This window comes from Faecalispora anaeroviscerum (assembly GCF_947568225.1).
In the GTDB taxonomy this organism is placed as follows: Bacteria; Bacillota; Clostridia; order Oscillospirales; family Acutalibacteraceae; genus Faecalispora; species Faecalispora anaeroviscerum.
On the sequence record NZ_CANOOQ010000001.1, the window covers coordinates 404796 to 422857 of the forward strand.

General features: G+C 43.2%; 22 protein-coding genes and 2 pseudogenes. 8 read left to right on the top strand and 16 right to left on the bottom strand.

Annotation, left to right across the window (positions count from 1 at the left end; all coding sequences use genetic code 11):
- Positions 1-115 precede the first annotated feature (115 nt).
- The 8 genes and pseudogenes from QOS46_RS02015 (at position 116) to QOS46_RS02050 (ending at position 6305) form a co-directional block, all read left to right on the top strand.
- Positions 116-793: a TetR/AcrR family transcriptional regulator gene (locus QOS46_RS02015; protein WP_283606896.1), complete on the top strand. Its 678-nt coding sequence runs from the start codon at positions 116-118 to the stop codon at positions 791-793.
- Positions 794-1482: 689 nt separating this feature from the next.
- Positions 1483-2931: a beta-Ala-His dipeptidase gene (gene pepD, locus QOS46_RS02020; protein WP_283606897.1), complete on the top strand. Its 1449-nt coding sequence runs from the start codon at positions 1483-1485 to the stop codon at positions 2929-2931.
- Between the two features lie 62 nt (positions 2932-2993).
- Positions 2994-4409, top strand: coding sequence for a YfcC family protein (locus QOS46_RS02025; protein ID WP_283606898.1), 1416 nt, complete (start codon positions 2994-2996; stop codon positions 4407-4409).
- A 221-nt stretch (positions 4410-4630) separates the two neighbouring features.
- Positions 4631-4954, top strand: a complete 324-nt coding sequence (locus QOS46_RS02030) for a helix-turn-helix transcriptional regulator (RefSeq protein WP_283606900.1) — start codon at positions 4631-4633, stop codon at positions 4952-4954.
- Complete coding sequence (locus tag QOS46_RS02035) at positions 4942-5232, top strand: WYL domain-containing protein (RefSeq protein WP_283606901.1); 291 nt, start codon at positions 4942-4944, stop codon at positions 5230-5232. Before QOS46_RS02030 ends, QOS46_RS02035 begins: the two co-directional genes overlap by 13 nt.
- 21 nt (positions 5233-5253) lie before the next feature.
- Positions 5254-5520: a transposase gene (locus QOS46_RS02040; RefSeq protein ID WP_408611432.1), complete on the top strand. Its 267-nt coding sequence runs from the start codon at positions 5254-5256 to the stop codon at positions 5518-5520.
- Positions 5514-5657, top strand: a pseudogene (locus QOS46_RS02045) (IS5/IS1182 family transposase); the annotation flags it as partial. The gene QOS46_RS02040 and the pseudogene QOS46_RS02045, both read left to right, overlap by 7 nt.
- Positions 5658-5741: 84 nt before the next feature.
- Entirely contained in the window at positions 5742-6305 is a 564-nt protein-coding gene (locus QOS46_RS02050; protein ID WP_283606902.1) for a DinB/UmuC family translesion DNA polymerase, read from the top strand.
- Here the strand turns inward: QOS46_RS02050 and QOS46_RS14270 are convergent.
- From QOS46_RS14270 to QOS46_RS02120, 16 genes and pseudogenes are all read right to left on the bottom strand, one after another.
- Positions 6211-6462, bottom strand: coding sequence for a transposase (locus QOS46_RS14270; protein ID WP_408611433.1), 252 nt, complete (start codon positions 6460-6462; stop codon positions 6211-6213). The two genes, QOS46_RS02050 and QOS46_RS14270, sit on opposite strands and share 95 nt — an antisense overlap.
- Positions 6463-6527: 65 nt before the next feature.
- On the bottom strand, positions 6528-6785 hold the full coding sequence (locus QOS46_RS02055; RefSeq protein ID WP_283606903.1) for a hypothetical protein: 258 nt from the start codon (positions 6783-6785) through the stop codon (positions 6528-6530).
- A 96-nt stretch (positions 6786-6881) separates the two neighbouring features.
- Positions 6882-6965, bottom strand: a pseudogene (locus QOS46_RS14275) (helix-turn-helix domain-containing protein); the annotation flags it as partial.
- Positions 6966-7160: 195 nt separating this feature from the next.
- Positions 7161-7451, bottom strand: coding sequence for a helix-turn-helix domain-containing protein (locus QOS46_RS02060; RefSeq protein WP_283606904.1), 291 nt, complete (start codon positions 7449-7451; stop codon positions 7161-7163).
- Positions 7448-7807: a type II toxin-antitoxin system RelE/ParE family toxin gene (locus QOS46_RS02065; protein ID WP_283606905.1), complete on the bottom strand. Its 360-nt coding sequence runs from the start codon at positions 7805-7807 to the stop codon at positions 7448-7450. Before QOS46_RS02065 ends, QOS46_RS02060 begins: the two co-directional genes overlap by 4 nt.
- Positions 7808-7912: 105 nt before the next feature.
- Positions 7913-9070 (bottom strand): tyrosine-type recombinase/integrase, encoded by a 1158-nt coding sequence (locus tag QOS46_RS02070; RefSeq protein ID WP_283606907.1) that lies wholly within the window; start codon positions 9068-9070, stop codon positions 7913-7915.
- Between the two features lie 176 nt (positions 9071-9246).
- Positions 9247-9828 carry a hypothetical protein gene (locus QOS46_RS02075; protein WP_283606908.1) on the bottom strand — a complete coding sequence of 194 codons (582 nt, stop codon included), beginning with the start codon at positions 9826-9828 and terminating at the stop codon, positions 9247-9249.
- Positions 9829-10224: 396 nt separating this feature from the next.
- Positions 10225-11046: a hypothetical protein gene (locus QOS46_RS02080; RefSeq protein ID WP_283606909.1), complete on the bottom strand. Its 822-nt coding sequence runs from the start codon at positions 11044-11046 to the stop codon at positions 10225-10227.
- An 81-nt stretch (positions 11047-11127) separates the two neighbouring features.
- The gene (locus QOS46_RS02085; RefSeq protein WP_283606910.1) at positions 11128-11499 is read right to left on the bottom strand and encodes a hypothetical protein; all 372 of its coding nucleotides are present in this window, start codon (positions 11497-11499) and stop codon (positions 11128-11130) included.
- Positions 11500-11639: 140 nt separating this feature from the next.
- On the bottom strand, positions 11640-13553 hold the full coding sequence (locus QOS46_RS02090) for a DNA cytosine methyltransferase (RefSeq protein ID WP_283606912.1): 1914 nt from the start codon (positions 13551-13553) through the stop codon (positions 11640-11642).
- Positions 13554-13591: 38 nt separating this feature from the next.
- On the bottom strand, positions 13592-14404 hold the full coding sequence (locus QOS46_RS02095; RefSeq protein WP_283606913.1) for a DNA adenine methylase: 813 nt from the start codon (positions 14402-14404) through the stop codon (positions 13592-13594).
- A gap of 37 nt (positions 14405-14441) precedes the next feature.
- Complete coding sequence (locus QOS46_RS02100) at positions 14442-15452, bottom strand: peptidoglycan DD-metalloendopeptidase family protein (protein ID WP_283606915.1); 1011 nt, start codon at positions 15450-15452, stop codon at positions 14442-14444.
- Between the two features lie 8 nt (positions 15453-15460).
- Entirely contained in the window at positions 15461-16717 is a 1257-nt protein-coding gene (mobP2, locus tag QOS46_RS02105) for a MobP2 family relaxase (RefSeq protein WP_326521351.1), read from the bottom strand.
- Between the two features lie 14 nt (positions 16718-16731).
- Positions 16732-17256 carry a hypothetical protein gene (locus tag QOS46_RS02110; protein ID WP_283606917.1) on the bottom strand — a complete coding sequence of 175 codons (525 nt, stop codon included), beginning with the start codon at positions 17254-17256 and terminating at the stop codon, positions 16732-16734.
- A 9-nt stretch (positions 17257-17265) separates the two neighbouring features.
- Positions 17266-17733, bottom strand: a complete 468-nt coding sequence (locus QOS46_RS02115) for a hypothetical protein (RefSeq protein WP_283606918.1) — start codon at positions 17731-17733, stop codon at positions 17266-17268.
- A complete protein-coding gene (locus QOS46_RS02120; RefSeq protein WP_283606919.1) occupies positions 17730-17972 on the bottom strand; it encodes a hypothetical protein in 243 nt (80 codons plus the stop codon). The genes QOS46_RS02115 and QOS46_RS02120 overlap by 4 nt, the downstream gene beginning before the upstream one ends.
- Positions 17973-18062 lie beyond the last annotated feature (90 nt).

Below are 18062 nucleotides of genomic sequence, written 5' to 3' on the forward strand. Positions count from 1 at the left end.
ATACTTGCTAAGATATATTTTGTCAATCCCGCTTCTCTTGCTTTTTTAGAAACTTCAGCGTAAACTGGACATGTTCAATAACATAACTGGAATATTGGAGGATGAGGATACCATTATGATGGAAAATGATCACAATGATGCAACGGTATTAACGGTAAAGCGTAAACGGATGATGATCTTTTTTATCGAGGCAACCCGGGAACTGCTTTTAACAGAGGGTGTTGATGGGTTGTCTATCCGTAAGATCGCCACAAAAGCCGGCTATAACAGCGCAACCATTTACAACTATTTTCAAGATCTGGAGCATTTGACTTTGTTTGGATCAGTTTGCTATTTGCGTGATTATGTGGCATCCCTGGCAAAATCCTTAACGCCCGAAATGAACTCATTGGAACGATTCCGTATGATTTATCGCTGCTTCAATGACATTGCGTTTCGCAATCCGGATATTTTTCATAATTTATTTTTCGGGCGGCGCAGCGAAATGTTAGGTGATGTTTTGCATACCTACTATTACGATCTTTTTCCCGAAGAGCTGTCAGGTATTAGCAGCACAATGCGGCAGATGATGATTTCCGGAAGTATGCGGGAGCGAGATTATGTTACCATGCAGGCTATGGTACAGGAGGGGTTTGTTGCTCCTGAGAAAGCGGATATCACTCTGGATCTGATTATTGCGACACATCAGACGTTTATTTACGAGGCCTGTCTTCAGGGAGACCGTCTGGACATTCAGACACACAAACAAAAATTTATGCAGCTGTTTGAATATCTGCTGGATGCGGCCAAATAAATGTTTTAAAAAAATCGTTCTCTATATCTATTATAGAAATAAAGCCTTTCCTAATTTAGTACAAACCTCCGTTACGGTGTCGAGTGGAGACATCATAACGGAGGTTTGTTTTCTATCAAGAAAAAATCGAAACCCGAGAAGAAAATGGATACCGTCCAAAAATCCGTGAGCTGCTAGGGAGGGGAAGCGTTAATAGCAAAGACATTCGAAATCCGTTCAAGGTCGATGCCAATCGTTGGTACGATCAGAACTATCCATCGCTCCCCGAAGTCTTTTGATACTTTTCCATGCGCTTTCGTCTTTGCCGGAAGACTCTAAGCGGACTTTCTTCTTATCAATTGTTCTGGAGCAGTCGGTTGATTCTTCAGCCCGAATTTAATTCTGTCCGGCCGCATTTCTTCCTGATACCGTACCCGAAGCTTTTGAGCCCATGATACTGTCTGTTTCAGCAGATTTTTGTCTTCCTAGCCTGCCTTATTTTTACAAAATTCGTCATAATGCAAAAGGCAAAAGCCCTTACACAATGCAAAACGCTAAAAATAACGTGATTAGGAAGGATATGTATTGACACTATGGGGATAGCATTGTATAATCATGATTATAAAAAAACCGCGGTTATCATTTGCACAATGCAACCCTAATTTATAACGAATTGCTGAAAAAATTTATCAGTAAAGGTAGGGGTTCTTATGATTAAAAGAATAGAAAAACTTTGCGAGCATCGGGTCTTTTATCATTTTTATCAAATTAGCCAGATTCCACATGGAAGCGGCAATGAAAAAGCAATCAGCGATTTTATTCTGGGCTGGTCAAGAAATTTGGGTCTGGAGGCGGAGCAGGACACGTACAATAACCTGCTGATCCGAAAAAAAGCCTCCCGCGGCTTGGAAAACGCACCCGGAATTATGCTGCAGGCCCACATGGACATGGTCTGCGAAAAGGATACGGAGGTAGATCACGACTTTACAAAAGATCCGATCGATTGGGTCATTGAGGGCGACACCTTATCCAGCGGGGGCAAAACGACCCTTGGCGCCGATGACGGAATTGGCGTCGCACTGGCTATGGCCATTCTGGAAGACAATGCTCTGCAGCATCCCCCTCTGGAGGTTTTGTTCACTACGATGGAGGAGGAAGACCTTTCGGGAGCCGAAAACTTTGACACATCCCAAATGAATTCTGTCTATCTGTTCAATTTGGATCATGTAAATGACCGGGAGATTCTCTGCGGCAGCTGCGGCGGTATGCAGGCAGACATTCGTATTCCCGTTACCTTCGGCACTGTATCAGAGGACTGGCGTTCCTACCGTATCTCTGTTTCCGGGCTAAAGGGAGGCCATTCCGGTGAGGATATCCACCGAGGCCACGGAAATGCCAATATTCTTCTTGCCCGTATGCTGATGGCGATTGAAAGCTGCTGCGATTTTCGCTTGGGGTACATTCAAGGCGGTTCCTTCCGGCTTGCTATCCCCCGCGAGGCGGAAGCTGTCGTCTGGCTGGATCCCGCCAATTCAGAGAGCGTTCGGCTCAAATTGTCAGAGCTTGAAACGGATATTCGCGCTGAGCTGGCAGTCACCTCTCAAAATGTGAAAGTCTCCATTTCCCCCGTAAAAGCCGATCCTTGGGGAATCGAGCCGGCTTGTGCTATCAATGCCCTGGTGCTGGTTCCGGACGGTATTTATCAGATGAACGAAATGCTCACTGGTCTGGTAGATACCTCTGACAATCTGGGCGAAGTTTATTTGTCCGAGCAGGAATTGCATTTTGTAATAGAGATTCGTTCCGCCCGGAACAGTCTGCGTACTTATCTCTTCCAGCGCATGGAACGGTTGGCATCTCTGCTTGGGGGCACATGCCACGGCAGCAATGCTTATCCCAGTTGGGAATTTCATCCGAAATCAGAACTTCGGGAGCTCTGCGGCAGAATTTATGAAGAAAACTACCACGAAAAACCCGCGTTTCTAACTGTCCATGCCGGCCTGGAAGTTGGCTGCCTTTCCGCTACCCGTCCGAACATTGATGCGGTATCTATTGGTGCGGATTGTTGGGATTTTCACTCCCCCAGTGAGACTGTTCGAATTTCATCTGTAAAAAAGGTATTTGAATACCTTTGCAAGGTTCTGGCCAAAATTCGCTGAAGCAGGTCACCGGCAATTTTACGAGGGATATATAGCAATATTGAGAAAGGGAGTCATCCAACATGGTTAAAGTCAAGAAAGAAAAAAAACCACTACAGTCCGTGAACCCCATGCTCTTCCTAGTTGCCATCATGCTGCTTTGCGTTGTTGCCTCTTACATTGTACCCGCCGGAACCTATGACCGAGTTTATGTGGAGGAATTGGATCGCAATATCGTCGATCCCAACACCTTCAAGTATGTGGATCAGAGCCCGATTGGTCCTTTCGCTCTGATGACAGCGTTAACGCTGGGGATTCAGAACGCCGCTTACATCATTGCTTTTCTGCTGATTATCGGCGGTATGTTCGCAATTTTGGAGGGAACCGGCGCCATTGAGTCCGGTTTGGCCAATGTGGTTCGTGCTACCCGCGGTAAAGAGCTGATCATGATCCCCATTTGTATGACTGTCTTCGGTCTCGGCTCCTGCTTCTGCGCCAACTTCGAGGAATTCCTGGCTTTTGTTCCTTTGATGCTGACTGTCTGCCTGTCTATGGGGTTTGACTCTATGACCGCGATGGGAATCATATTTGGCTCTGTCGCCGCCGGTTACGGTGGTGCCGCCACCAACGCTTTCACGGTTGGTGTGGCGCAAAGTATTTCCGGTCTGCCAATGTTTTCCGGAATGACATTAAGGCTGGTTCTGTTCGTCGTTTTGCTTTTTGTCAGCATGGCCTATGTGATGTGGCATGCCAACCGTGTTAAGAAAAGCCCCACGTTAAGCCCTGTTTACGAGATTGACTTAGAAACCGTCAAGACCAATATGATCGATGTTGACAGTATCGCCAGACTGACCACGCGTCAGAAGTTGGTTTTGCTGACTCTGGTGGGCGGTATCGCGTGGACTGTGTATGGCGTTCTCGTTCATGACTACTATATTGATGAGCTTTCCGCCGTATTTCTGACAACCGGCGTTATAGGCGGTTTGATCGGCGGAAGTCACCCCAGCAAGATTTGCGATGACTTTCTGAAGGGTGCCGCGAATATGCTGGCCCCTTGTATGATGATCGGCTTGGCCAATGCGGTCGTCATTTTGCTGACCGACTCTAATATTATTGACACCATTATTAATACTCTGGCCAGCCTCTTGGGGAATCTGCCTGGCGCTCTGCTGGCCTGCGGAATGTTTGTAATACAAAGTTTGTTCAACCTGTTGGTTCCCTCCGGTTCCGGGCAGGCCGCCATTACGATGCCGTTGATGGCGCCGCTGGCCGACATGGTCGGTGTAACCCGCCAGACCACCGTTCTGGCGTTCCAATTGGGCTCCACGTTTACTGACATCATCGGTCCTACCAGCGGCGAAATTCTGGTTGCCTTGGCAATGTGCAAAGTGCCCTATACCAAATGGGTTAAGTGGCTCTTCCCGATGTTTTGTTTGTGGTGCCTGGTCGGCTTCGCTTTCCTGATCTTTGCCACCATGACGAACTACGGCCCCTTCTGATTTCAAATTGCCAAAGGATTGCTGGTCTGTGTACCGCAACGACATGGCTTTGGGTCAGTGTGATTTCTGTGGAGTTTCGTCCTATTATCCAGATTATGCCGCAATGCAGCTTTTCAAGTACCGGGAAATGCTGCAGTCAAAATCATAAAAGCAGGAAACGACCATTTTTAATAGGTGGTCGTTTTCTGCTTTTTTGTGGTATACTGCTGATGGGTGATGGAATGCAGATTGATCGACTTTTTCAAATTGTATACCTGCTGCTTGACAGAAAAACCATGACGGCAAAAGAGCTTGCCGCACATTTTGAGGTTTCGGTACGAACCATTTTGCGGGATATCGATACCCTTTCATCGGCAAATATTCCGGTTTATACCACTCAGGGCAAGGGCGGAGGCATCTCGATCCTTGACGGCTATGTGCTCAATAAGGCTGCGCTGAGCGAAGAGGAGCAAAAGCAGATTCTGATCGCTCTGCAAAGTCTGGCTGCCACAGGCAACACGGATGCAAACGGTATGACGACACTGGCTATGATTTGCCGCCGCTAAGTCTGGCTGCCACAGGCAACACGGATGCAAACCGTACGCTCTCAAAGCTGGGCGCATTGTTTCAAAAGAACGATACGGATTGGCTTGAGGTGGATTTTTCCCGATGGGGGCAGGGCGCACAGGACAATCGGCGCTTTGAACTGCTCAAAACGGCAATTCTGAGAAGACATGCCGTTTACTTTGACTATGTGGGTTCCTATGGAAGCGAAAGCCGCCGAAAGGCATACCCGTTGAAGCTGGTTTTTAAGAGCCTATCCATAAATTACGAAGAGGTGTAAAATAGAGACCGGTGAGAAAGAATGAATGAAAAGAAATCTTATCAGTCGTGGACAATATCGGACGAGTTTTGGGAAGCGGTCAAAGATCAGATTCCGGTAAAAAAGCGTAATCCGCAAAAAGAGTATAAGAACGCGCCAGGACAGGGCCGTCGGCCAATCCCACCTCGTAAAGTGCTTGAAGGTATTTTTTATGTTCTACGCACAGGCTGCCAGTGGGAAGCTGTTCCCAGAGAGTATGGGTGCGCGAGCAGTATCCACCGCTATTTAAAGCTCGCCGTTGAGTCGTAGGGGTCACCCATTCGTTCTTCAATCGTTTTCGCAAGCTATTGGTTCGTTTTGAAAAGAAAGCCGCGAATTATCTGGGACTTTTACATTTCGCCTGTGCAATTATCGTTTGGCGCAAATTGATTCGCGTGCACGTTTGATATCTTAATTTATGGATAGGCTCTTATTATATGTGGGCAACGCTACCCGGCGTAAATTAGAGTCCTATGCCCGGCACACAATAGGTGACCTGGCCAACACGTCCGAACAAACTCTCAAAAGGCTGGTTTGGCAAATGGGGAAGCGTACTGTATGCCTTTGCAAATGGCTATGATATTACACCGGTCTCACGTTATGAAGATCATCAAGAAGTGAAGAGCATCGGCAACAGCACCACCACGCCACGTGATTTAGTCGACAACGAGGACGTTAAAATCATCCTATATGTGCTGGCCGACAGCGTCGCCCGCCGTCTGCGTGAGCATGGTTGTAAGGGGCGCACCATCAGCATAAGTGTCAGGGACAACCAGCTCATGAGTTTTACACGGCAACATACTTTGAGCAGCTACACCAATATTACCGCAGAGATCGCGCAGGCAGGCATGGATTTATTTGCGCGACATTATTATTGGCAGTGCCCCATTCGCAGCCTGAGCATTAGTATATCCGATCTGGTCAGTGATTCACATTTGTATTTTCATTCGTACCTCTCTGTCAAGGCGCATGAGGGTCTGGAAAATAAAATGGCAGGTTCAATGACTCTGTTACCCGTGTGTGATTGGAAAACTCTTTACCGCGATCAGGTGTAATCGTTTTACGCTTTTTTTTCGGCAAGATGGATAATAACGCAATCATTTTATCTGCCACAAGCGCCGAATATTTTTTGGCAACTTTTCCGGCCAACAAATAGCGACTGCACCGATCTGTGATAGTTACAAGGCAGGCGGAACCTGTTTTCCCCGCCACGGTGTCTGCTTCCCAGTGTCCAATAACTTGCCGATTATGAAGAGAGTGCCTTCAGAATTAGTTATTCAACCATTTATCGGGCTATTTACGCTGGAATGTTGGATGCCGGGCGACTTTCGCATGGAAATCGGGGTGTTATCAGAAAGCTGCGTCATCGGGGAAAGACTAGGCGGCGCAAAGGCAGCGTTGAAACCCGAGGAAAGATTGTTATTAGCAACCGGATTCAGGAGCGTCCTGACAAAGCGATTCGCAATTTGCTCCGGTGACCACTGATACTCCAGAAACAAACGCGCCACGATATTTCTCAATTTGGTGTTATTCAAAAGCCTTGGACGCCTACACTTTTTACGGCGTTTCTGATATTCTTTCTGGGCCTCTATTGCTGAGTAGGCTTGGTCTTGACTGTGGTTTCGTTTGAGTTCCCGAGACACGGTCGAAACGGATCGACCGATTGCTTTTGATATTGCGTGTATGCTTTTCTTCTCCGTATACAGAATAAGTATCTTTTCACGCTAATTCATGCTAAGATGATGATAATGGCTCATTGTTTGAAAATCCTTTCATAGTTGTCGTCGCAAACACTATGATATCGGATTTCAACCTCTGAGTCATTCTTTTTTACCTGTTGCACTTACATTGTAAATTCAAGACATAAAAAAGGAGGTCACCCATTTAAAGTGACCGCCCTTGATTTTTCTTTATCTATTTGTGGTTGGTACAAACTCTATCTTTAATTTCTTACCCATTCCAGCTGCAAGTCGTTGGAGTGTCCTTAATGACGGGTTTGCGCTCCCGTTTTCAAGTTTACTGATGTCGCCCTGTGCGATGCCGGTTATTTCGGCAAGCTGTTTTTGAGTAATGCCAGTGCTTTTCCGCGCGTCAATCATTGCCTGAATAATCGCAAATTCCGGCTCCAGCGCATCATATTCAGCTTTTATCTCCGGATCGCTCAGCTGTTCCTTTAAAAACTCATTAAAATTGGTGTTCATGCTTTAAGCCCCTTTCTTTTCAGGTATTCGGCACGGTACTGTTTTGCTCGCTCGATTTCAGCAGCAGGTGTTTTCTGCGTCTTTTTAACGAATCCGTTCGTAATAATCACCTGCTGTCCAACAAAAAAGAAATATAAAACACGGGAAATATCCGAACCTACCTTTGCTCGTAGTTCAAAGATGCCATCTCCCAAAGTCTTAGAATAAGGTTCCCTGAGTTCAGTTCCATTATCGGCAAGTATTGAAATTGTTCTCAACATTTTCGCGCGCATTTTTTTATCCAGACTCAATATAAACTCCTGTGCCGGAACTGTTCCATCTTCTTTATCATAGAATATTACTTCAAATTCTTGCACTATTGTCCGCCCTTCTTATAGGATAAATCCTATACTTATTATATGGGATTTATCCTATATTGTCAAGATTGTTTTTATACTCGGACATTTTGTCCGACTTGAAGATTATTTTAAAAACACTAAAATATCTGAAGCTGATTTATCTTCAAGTATTTTAGGTAAGTTAAGAGGCTTGCAAATTCTAATTTCATCTCTTTTTTCTTCCACGTAATCAATTCCTTCTTGAATGCTGCTGGCTATAAATGTATAGGCGTTATGATCCGGAATGGATACAATATACTGATCTTTAAAAGGTTTGAAGGACAAGACTAGTTTTTGTGGCTGACTATCTGAGTCATAGATGTCATTCATCAACTCCATGTTTTCTCTCTTAAAGGAATTCAACACATGGGCATAGGTATCCAGCGTAAAAGAAACGGATGAGTGACCAAGTATTTCTGATAAAACCTTTTTGTCAATTCCTTTTTCCAGTGCATGTGTGGCAAAGGTATGACGTAACGCATGAAAGGTGATGCCCTTTATTCCGCATTTGTCTAACATACGGTTATAATATTTTTTAAAAGTGGTATGTTCAATATATTTTCCGCGCTGGTCAGTAACAACAAATTCTACCTGACCAATTTCTTTTTGTTGCCGATCTTTCCACTTTTTCAAATCGTCAATTGCATTTGGGGGAAGGGGGATAGTCCTTTTGGACTTTGCTGTTTTAGGTTCATCAAAATAAATGGAAGTGGAAGTTTTGACGTTGGGATCATAATTTTTGCATCTATGAAGAATTCTGCGAATTTTAAGTTCGTTTTTCTGAAAGTCAACGTCTATCCATTTTAGCCCCAACAACTCCCCAAGCCTTAAACCTGTGCATAAGGTTAATCTTACAAAAATACCGTAGCGATAAAAATAAGAGACTTTGATTAAATCTCTTTTCTGGCTATGGGTTAATACTTGAATTTCCTTTCGTACAATTTTAGGTAAGTTTACATACAAAGCACAATTCTGTTGTATTAGACCGTCCGCAACTGCCTGTTTCATTGCTTTTTTTAAGATAATTGCCATGTTGCGAATCGTCTTCGAGGAAAGTCCGGAATCAAATTTATCGTTAAAGAAATCTTGCAATATGGGAGTTGTGACATCAGAAATTTCCACTTTATCAAATGCATTGAAATGATTATGAATATGTCCTTCATAATTTACGTAAGTAGTTCGCTTAATTGTATTTTTTTCGTATTTATCCAGCCAAGTAATTAACCATACATACAAGCTCAATATGTTCCCCTCCAATGATAAAATGATGAAGTAAGCATTTGTGAATCTCGGCGGTTCTCTAGGTTGGTTAAATCTCATTTTGCGTCCTCAGTAAAAAATAATGTTAGTCATTACTACATTCTTTACTTATCGGCACATGCGTCGAGATATTAAAAAAGTCAGACAAAATGTCCGACTTAGCGTTCCGGTTCTATTTCTTTTTTTTTATGTATCTCTTTATTTCTCTGGACAAGTAGATCGTTAAACGGTGTCTTTTCTGGCTCTATTGTAACGGATTGCTGGCACTCCATCTCAGCAACCAAGTATTCACGCAGCTGCGTAATATGCTGCTCATACTTGTTGGGGTGAAGCGATTCGTCGAAGAGAATTCGATGCAGTTTTTTCTGAATGATCTCAATTTCCCTGGGGTTTCTCAAAATCAAATGCCTGCCCTGTGAAACATATTCACCGCTGATGTATTTGTCTGTAATGGGGAAGCAGCTGCTGATGCGATAGAGCGCAGGCCGGTTGGTGTGGCCAATGTGATAATAAGCGCTGCGGATGCTCTTTTCCTCATTCCAAAGCCTTATTTTTTCTATTTGAGCCGGTGGCCGGTGAGCTAAATCGCTGGTAGGAATCGCCCAATACAAGTTTTTGATTTTTGAATCCTCTATGCAGCAAAAAACCGGGCGTTCTTTCCGATCAGAATACTTTCCTCCCAGCTGATGGATCAAATCAATAAATTCTTCGCTAATTTTATAAAATCCATTTTCTATCATTTTATTTTTCCTTTCAAAAAAGAAGAAATCCCTTCGCACGAAGCAAAGGGATTTCCCATTCATCAAACCGCCTATTTATCACGCCGGACGGTTGGCGTATTCAAATCGAACCATCTACTTGTCACGCTGATGGTTAGCGTATTCAATCAAACCGCCCATTTATCACGCCAGCGGTAAGCGTATTCTTGCTTGAAAGTGGCACAGAACCTTATCTGTCCTATAATATTATTATACTCAGACGATAGAAATATGTCAACGATTAAGAAAAAAGGAGGCTGACCGATCAATCATGATCGCAATGAGATTACTCAGGTTTTTCACTTTAGCTATTAGTAAGCAGTAAGATAACTTAGAGTATAAACTATTCTTTCTTAATTGTACGTAACCTGGGTGGGTCTAGGAGGTATTAGGGGATTTTTGACCTACCCTCTTTGACAGAAAGGAAGGGCAGGAGAAGTGCTGGGTGTATCCAACTATGTGAAAACGAATTACCCGAACGATCTTTGTAATATTTTCTAAAGGATGGAAGAACTTTTTTAGCATGGAAGATACTTTTGTTTTGAATCTTCTGAAGGGGCGCAATAGTTTATTGCGTTCGTGAGAGGAATACAAATGATAGCGATTATTCCCAAAATCCCCTTGCTCAGATACGTAGTGTTCCTTTTTGATAAAAAGCTTCTGCACCAACTGCTGGATGAATTTGCATGCAGTATTTTTAGATATGTTGATTGCAAAACACATTTTAGATATTGATGGGCAGGCCAATGAAGAATTTTCAGAATTCCGGCATCGGTTGAGATACAGTAAAATGCACATTTCCGGTACACTCAGTTCATGCCTAAAATAATCCGTGTCGAACATGAAAAATCCGCCATCCGTAAGCTGGGCTGTCTGGTATCCATTTGCAGCAAAATGGCCCCATTGATTAAATCTATGGCATTTTGTAATGAGTCCTATCATGGCCAATCGTTCTACCGAGGCACGAATTGTTTTAGGGTCTTTAATGCCACAGTGAGCTGCTATTGTCTTGCATTTCCGCACAATTCTCTTCTGATTGATAAATCCCCCACAAGACAGAAAATATGTAAAGACGCAAATGTCCACCGGTTCAAGGCTAAAATATTTGATTTTTTGGTTGGCCTTTTTCAGTTTGGGGGTGTTTTCACATTCTACTTCATAGTAGTCAAACAGAATATTAGGAACCTTAATGAAGCTCATGTTGCATCCTTTCAAGAGAAAGGCTATTATTTGGCAATCAATATAACGCCCAATAATAGCCTTTTTCTAAAATTAATTATTTTATTTTCTTTTACTTGCAAACTCCAACTCGAAGCTGGGGTAACCGTTTTTCATACTCATAACAAAATAAGCGTCATATGTGCCGGTTCCGTTTTTCTTTTTGATACCAGTTACCAAACATCTGTGCTTAATCGAAAGCAAACCCTTTGCATTCGACTTTGTGAGTTTCTTTCCGAACGCTGAGAAGAACTTGTTTTCTTTCCAGAGAGAAAATTTGCAGCCTTCTTTATATCCGCTGCATGAGAATGCCATCTTATTTTCATAAACAGGCTTACCCATATATCGGGCAATGGCCAATTTCTTCATGATTGGCTTGTCGAGCAATAGAAGCACCTGAATAGTCTGTCTTGAGGTGCTTTTTAAAGCTTTCAATCACAGACCCAGCCATATCTTCAGCTGAAGCTTTTCCAGCTTTGATGTCTTCTTGAATTGTCCACCATAAGGCTGTCATATCGGCCTTTTTAACTAGGTAAGGAAAAGGCTCTTGCTACAAAAGCATGAGCCTTTTCCTTTTAAACCGCAACAGTGTTATTCAATTCAGACATGGTTGCAATTTTCTTTCGACATTTTTCCGGCCAGTTAGCACGGGCCAGAGCCGTAGCAAAGGGAGGGGGAACTGAATTCCCGCATTTATGTGTCTGTTCCGTCTTTGGAATGTGTCTACCGTTACAATCCGTTTCGATCTTATAATCTGATGGGAAGCCCTGTGCTGCGTATAGCTCCCTTGGAGAGAGCATTCGTAGCCCAATGTCAACGATCATGTAATCTATGCCGTGAATCGTCACAAGTCCGAACCGATCTTTCGCCGTTACAGTGTCAAGGGGTTTATCTACGGCTTGTCCGGTTCCTTGGCCATAGAATTTAATCAAAAGTGCCTGTACCTCTGCAAAGTGGCCAGCACCAGATGTGATTGTTCGCAGCGGCTCTGTTACCGGTTGACCGACACAGTTATTATTTAGCTGAATGATGTTTGACGAGATTAGCGAGTTATGTCCTGTCTTATTAGAGGTAAGTAATGGCATGCTTTCCACTCTACTGTCTTTTCTAAGCCCTCCGTTAGAATATTTTGAAAGGAAGGCGGTAACAGCAGCGTGTTTTTCAGTGCTTACGACGGTTCCCAGCGGCTTATTCAAGCCCGGAACACGCGGGGCTTGTCCTTTCCGCTCCCCGTATCCGGTCTGAATCAGCGTAGCCGCTGCAAGCCCGTAGCGCGGAGTAGTATCAATCGTCTGAATTGGTTGACTGAGGGTTTGCCCACGCACTTCTTTTGCGCTTTTTTCGCTGTGATACTGGATAAGCGTTGGGGTGATAATACATTGTTCTGCTTTACTGACAATGGTTTTCACCGGCTCCGTAACTTGGTATGATCGATCATCCGAAAACCCGGTATGCCCAATCGCCGTCATTACCGGCATTACAACACCATGTCCATTTTTTGAGGTCATTGTAGGCATAGGGAAATTTACTGATTGCCCTCGGAAATTTTCGCCGCCGTGATTCACCTGAACTATGAACGGTTCCGGATTCTCTATTACAAATTTTTCAATTCCACGCGCTATCCGCTTTAATGTGTTTTCCGCAAGCGGTCTTTTGCGCTCAAATATTGAGGGGCATTCTTGTGACCAATCAATAATTTCCGCTGCGGTACGCCAAGGTTTTAACTTTCCACTTTTGACCGCTTTACTGTTTGGATCACCATGAGTCGGCTCTGGCCACACAACCGGCTTTCCGTCGTTTCGGAACAGCCCAAATAATTGTTCCCGTGATGTAGGCGCTCCGTAATCACAGGCCTTTAAAATCTTGAATTCATATTCGTACCCAAGTTCTTTCATAGCTCGACAAAAAGCCCGGAATGTTTCACCGGCTCGTTTTTTATCAGGTATGAGATATTGTTGGAAAATCGGCACTACTTCTCCCGGCGCGGCAATTTCCGTCACCTCTATAACCTCTCCTGTTTTCTCATCAATTCCTTCGACACGCTTTAATACTCGCCCTGACTTTTTATCCCGTGCGGCAACCAATGGACCCCACGTCATAAATTCTTTTACATTTTCCATGCTAACGATTCGGGGATGCACTGTTCCGGCCCACTTTACAATAACCCACGCAAGGCCACGAATATGCTTTTTTACCGGCTTTCCACCTTTTGCGCGGGAAAAGTGGGTGCAATCCGGGGAAAAGTGCGCCCATCCCACCGGGCGACCGGCGCAGGCCTTGCGCGGGTCAACATTAAAAATATTTTCATTGTAATGTTTTGTATATGGATGATTCTTTTTGTGCATGGCGATTGCCGTAGCATCATGGTTAATACCAATCGATACTGGCTCTCCAATCGCAAACTCGAAGCCTGTCGACCATCCACCACCGCCGCAGAAACCATCAATTGTAATTTCATCAAATAAATTGATTTGGATTTTTGCTTTCATTTCATCACCCTCTGTTTTTCAAAGTAGAACATAAATTGTTATCCTAATTTAAAAAAGCACAAATTTTCATTTGGTATAGATTTAATCCACAGAGTTTCCGTTCTGTGCTTACCTTTTTCTGCAGTAGTGACAGTCTGGTCTTTAGTCCAGCCCTGCAGTATATCGTTATACATATCATTGTCATACCCGGACAGCAGCACAGGGCCTTGATGATCTCTAAGAGCTTCCAGCATTTCTTCATGATCTGCATCTGTCATTTCATAGGCATACTGCTTTTTCATCTTCCTGGTGCTGAGCAGATATGGCGGATCTGCGTAGATTAACACATTGGGTCGGTTAAACCGCTGGATTAATTCGAGAGCGGGTTTATTTTCTATTTGTACTTCTTTCAAGCGACTTACAATTTCCATAACCCATTTTGGCAAGCGATTCCAGTATTCCACTGCATAACTGTTTTCACGGCCAGCAATATCATTTTTCCAACCACTTTTACAGTAAGTTCGAAATCCGTGACCCATCCACGTTTTCATTAAAAAAAGTCGTGCGCGTTCAAACGGATCTTCCGAAAGTGAATTGAAAGCAGTGTAATATTCTTCTCTAGCGTACGGCGTTACTTCGATCAACATGGCTAATTTTTCAGCATCCTCACGAATGCACCGGAACAAGTTCACCACGTCTCCATCAATATCATTGATCGTTTCAATATGTGATGCAGGTTTGCGAAAGAACACTCCTCCACTGCCAAAATAAGGCTCAAGATAGCTGTGATGTTCTGGCATATGTCCAATAATCCAGTCAGCAATGCGCCATTTTGCACCTGGGTATTTTATAACCGTTCTTAGCTGTTGCAATGTGTTCATCTCCAATCTCAATTCATTGCATGTGCAATTATTTTAGATAACCTTTTGGATCAACTGCACTCCCGTTTTTTCTTACCTCGAAATGACAGTGGTTGCCGGTTGACTCCCCTGTACTTCCAACCAACGCTATTACTGTCCCTTGTTTAACCGTTGAACCAGCTGGAACCAACAGCTGACTGCAATGAGCATACAAAGTGCTGTAGGTTTCATCGTGTTTAATCAATATCACATTCCCATAACGATTAAATCCATTGTCAGCGCTGCCAAATCCAGAAAAGACTACTGTGCCACTTGCTGAAGCATATATTTTCGTTCCTTCTGGTGCTGCAAAGTCGATTCCCTTATGAAGCTCTCCCCATCGATACCCATAGCCGCTCGTTATGCTATAGGTTCCAGTAGCCAGAGGGTAATGAAAGGTTCCGTTACCCGAAGGATATAAAAGGGAATAGTACCGCAACACATGACTAACATAATCAGAATCGCCGTAGCCAGTCCATCCTAATTGAGTGGCTTTGAGTTCAGAAAAGGCTACAGCATTTTGTTTACTGTAGCCTCCTTGAGCAGCTGCCCATGATATATAACCGCCTCCGAAATTGTATCCTTGCAACGCTAAGCTGATCCCTGAAATATCATCAGGCGATTTTACTTTCGCCGCCCTAATGCAACTGGCCAAATATTGAGTACCAATTTTAATTGAATAATCCGGATCAGTAATCCCTCCGGGCTGTTGTGGGTAATCTAAATTATAAGGACTCTCGGAACACTGCATTGGATCGTTTCCGGCTCCACCACTTTCTTGCTGCATGACGGCCATTACCAAGGCGGCATAGTCGGATATATCAAACTGTTTGCAATATTTTTCTATGCTTGCCTGGTAGGAAAGAACGCCTTCTGAATAACCGCCGAACGATGTGTTTGACTGGCCAAGCGCCGCGCCGATAGTTGTCAGTGTAACAATAAGAATAATAAGAGGGAACAGCAGCAAAAAACATAAAGAACCTATTCCGAACAATATGAAAATCCGTTTTATGTTTATCACTTATTTCATCACCTATCTTCATAATCCTGCCCGGCCTGTTCAATTGCCTGTTGCAGTTTTCTGAATTCCATCTGATTCCTCGCGCTGGTATAATTTTTTTTAAGAGCCTTTTTTAACTCATGCAAGCTGTCTGACCTGCTTCGGTAGAGGTGCTTCTTTTCTCTCAACCTTTGTATTGCCTGAGCAGAATGCTTACCTTTGGTTAGATCAGGCTTTATCAGTTTGTCATACTGCCGCATTTCGGTCAGCAACGCATTTCCCATACGGGTATAGAGATCAGAAATTTTATTGTCCGTATAGTTTTCATACAGCTTTGTTTTACCAGCACCATAAACACCCTTCAAAAAATTTTGTTCTTCTTTTAACCGTGCCTTCAGCTTTTCAAAATCCTCTTTGTGGTAACGCTCGATGTACTGTTTAGTAAAAGTGTCAATGTCTGGCCGGACATCGTGCAGAGCATTCATGTTATAAAACCACATTCTTTTATCGCTCGGCAATTTGTTATATATGTTGAGGAAGGCTCCCTTCATCTGAGCATCCTCATAAGACAAATTTTCTTTCTTCTGTGAAAGGATATTTTTTCGAATAATCTCGTTGATCTCTTTCAACTGATCGGAACGATCCACAATGTTGTTTACTACTTTTGATTTCATCTTTGTGAATGTTCCTTTTTTCAAACCTCCTTTGAATTGTGTTTTGATTTCACCAGTGCCGTCTTCCTCTTTGACAAAAAAGTCTTTCTTTTTTCTGGTGGGGGATGGTTCGACAACAGCGATATGGACATGAATATTATCCGTATTAAAATGAATGGAAGCACTCCAAACAGCGGAGGCTTCCATTCCTTCATTTTTAAGCATTTCCTTCATGGCCAAGCGCGTGATGCTCCGCATCTTCGCTTCATCCACCATTCCGGTTTTGCTATCATATATTCCGTGCTGCTCTAAAAATTGATTATCAAAGCTCAGAACATTCTGCCACATAGGGCTATCCGCTGCTTGCGCTCTTTCAAACTGTTTTTTCAAATTCTTTTTCTCTTCCGGGCTAAGTCTATCCTTGGTTTCCGTGAACAAAGCAGAAGTCCTTTCTGACTTTGAATTAAACTGAGGCTTCTGCTTTTTAGGGTTATCCATATAATCATCAACGTAAGCGGAATACGAATCAAAAGCTGAATTTCGAATGGCTTCGCTGCGATCAATGTAATTGATGTAAGAAGAAAACTTATCCTTTGAAAAAACAAATCTTGAAGCAAGAATTACGCCAGGAATAGTGCATCATCCCTTCACTGAACGCGATACATGTTTTGAGGTGGCCGGGTAATTGGAATTCCTTTTAATGTGCGAAAGGCTGTCAATGGTTTTGCTTCATCGTATAAAATCGGATCATCCAAGATTAGTGCATAGTTACAATTGAGAGAGTCGTTATTATCGAAAAAGCCAATCTCTTTTAAGTAAGCATTAAATTTTTTTGACTTGAACCATCCTTCGTTCAAATTTGGGGTGATCCCTTTTAAGCTGCACCAATGCAAATATGTTTCTTTCATAAAGAAAAACCGTTGTTTAATAAGTGCAGAATCGGGATACATTTTATTCCAATAGTGAAGACAATAAGCCCCAGACACGGTAACTTCCCCAATCACTTTACCGGAACCACCTTTATTTTTTGTTTCATAAATATAAGCCAGAATATCTTCTAATGGGTATCCTGTGTCCATGCCTTTTAAAACTTTTTTTCTGAAATCAAATGGTTTATACTTCGTAAAAATCATCTTAGAATAAGGGGGATTTACGCTAATGATAACATTCATGTTTTTCCCTCACAACAAAAATTCGTCTTCTGAAAGAGTCGCCGCTTCCAGACTTGGTTCAACCTGTACTCTGTTTTTTTCTACCGCCTTATCCAATTTCTTCTGACGGAAGTTAGCAATTCGGTCTTTCACAGTTTGTCGAGCCTGTGTCAGCTGCGGAGTCTCCTTATCAATCAGCGTTTTGAATCCCGAATAAGAAAGAAGAGAATTGAGCAGCAACAAAATTACCTCACTGTTTCGATCTGCGTTATTCGAACCAAGACGAATTCTGGTTAAAGGGTCTTTCAGTTCTTCGGCTACTTGCTTCGCCAGAGATTCCACTAATACTCTGGTAGCGGGAACATCGTTTTTGTGTTTGTGATCGTCCACCACTCCGGCCAAAGCAGCTGCTAAAGAAGGTAGGTGCTTTTCGTCTCTATACCGCTGCAAGTATTCTAAAGTGGATTCATCCAGCAAAAATTCTTTTCGCTTTTTCATTCTTCATCATCCACCACTTCCATAATTTTTTGAAGCGCATCTGTATTGTGATAGATTACCCGCAAGCATTTATCAACCATAGACTGATACCGATCTTCAAAGCTTTTAAACTCTTCCAGTGCGGTAAAATTTTGAATCATGTTTACGAGAAAAGTATTTCGAGAAACATCTTGCTTCGTCGCAAGTTCATCAATTTTTTTGACAGCGGCAGGATCAACACCACGCACTTTGATTTCCATTCTTTATCAACTCCAATCGTTTTAGAAAATACGGAATCCACCCGGATTCCGTGTGTAAAAACATACGGATTTCAATATTGCACTGTACCC

Bases quoted from the DNA above. Each gene is read 5' to 3' on its own strand.
- QOS46_RS02075 (WP_283606908.1), bottom strand. From the start codon at position 9,828: ATGATAGAAAATGGATTTTATAAAATTAGCGAAGAATTTATTGATTTG.
- QOS46_RS02040 (WP_408611432.1), top strand. From the start codon at position 5,254: ATGAATGAAAAGAAATCTTATCAGTCGTGGACAATATCGGACGAGTTT.
- QOS46_RS02120 (WP_283606919.1), bottom strand. From the start codon at position 17,972: ATGGAAATCAAAGTGCGTGGTGTTGATCCTGCCGCTGTCAAAAAAATT.
- QOS46_RS02015 (WP_283606896.1), top strand. From the start codon at position 116: ATGATGGAAAATGATCACAATGATGCAACGGTATTAACGGTAAAGCGT.
- QOS46_RS02110 (WP_283606917.1), bottom strand. From the start codon at position 17,256: ATGAATGTTATCATTAGCGTAAATCCCCCTTATTCTAAGATGATTTTT.
- QOS46_RS02030 (WP_283606900.1), top strand. From the start codon at position 4,631: ATGCAGATTGATCGACTTTTTCAAATTGTATACCTGCTGCTTGACAGA.
- QOS46_RS02090 (WP_283606912.1), bottom strand. From the start codon at position 13,553: ATGAAAGCAAAAATCCAAATCAATTTATTTGATGAAATTACAATTGAT.
- QOS46_RS02080 (WP_283606909.1), bottom strand. From the start codon at position 11,046: ATGAGCTTCATTAAGGTTCCTAATATTCTGTTTGACTACTATGAAGTA.
- QOS46_RS02115 (WP_283606918.1), bottom strand. From the start codon at position 17,733: ATGAAAAAGCGAAAAGAATTTTTGCTGGATGAATCCACTTTAGAATAC.
- pepD (WP_283606897.1), top strand. From the start codon at position 1,483: ATGATTAAAAGAATAGAAAAACTTTGCGAGCATCGGGTCTTTTATCAT.
- QOS46_RS02060 (WP_283606904.1), bottom strand. From the start codon at position 7,451: ATGAACACCAATTTTAATGAGTTTTTAAAGGAACAGCTGAGCGATCCG.
- QOS46_RS02025 (WP_283606898.1), top strand. From the start codon at position 2,994: ATGGTTAAAGTCAAGAAAGAAAAAAAACCACTACAGTCCGTGAACCCC.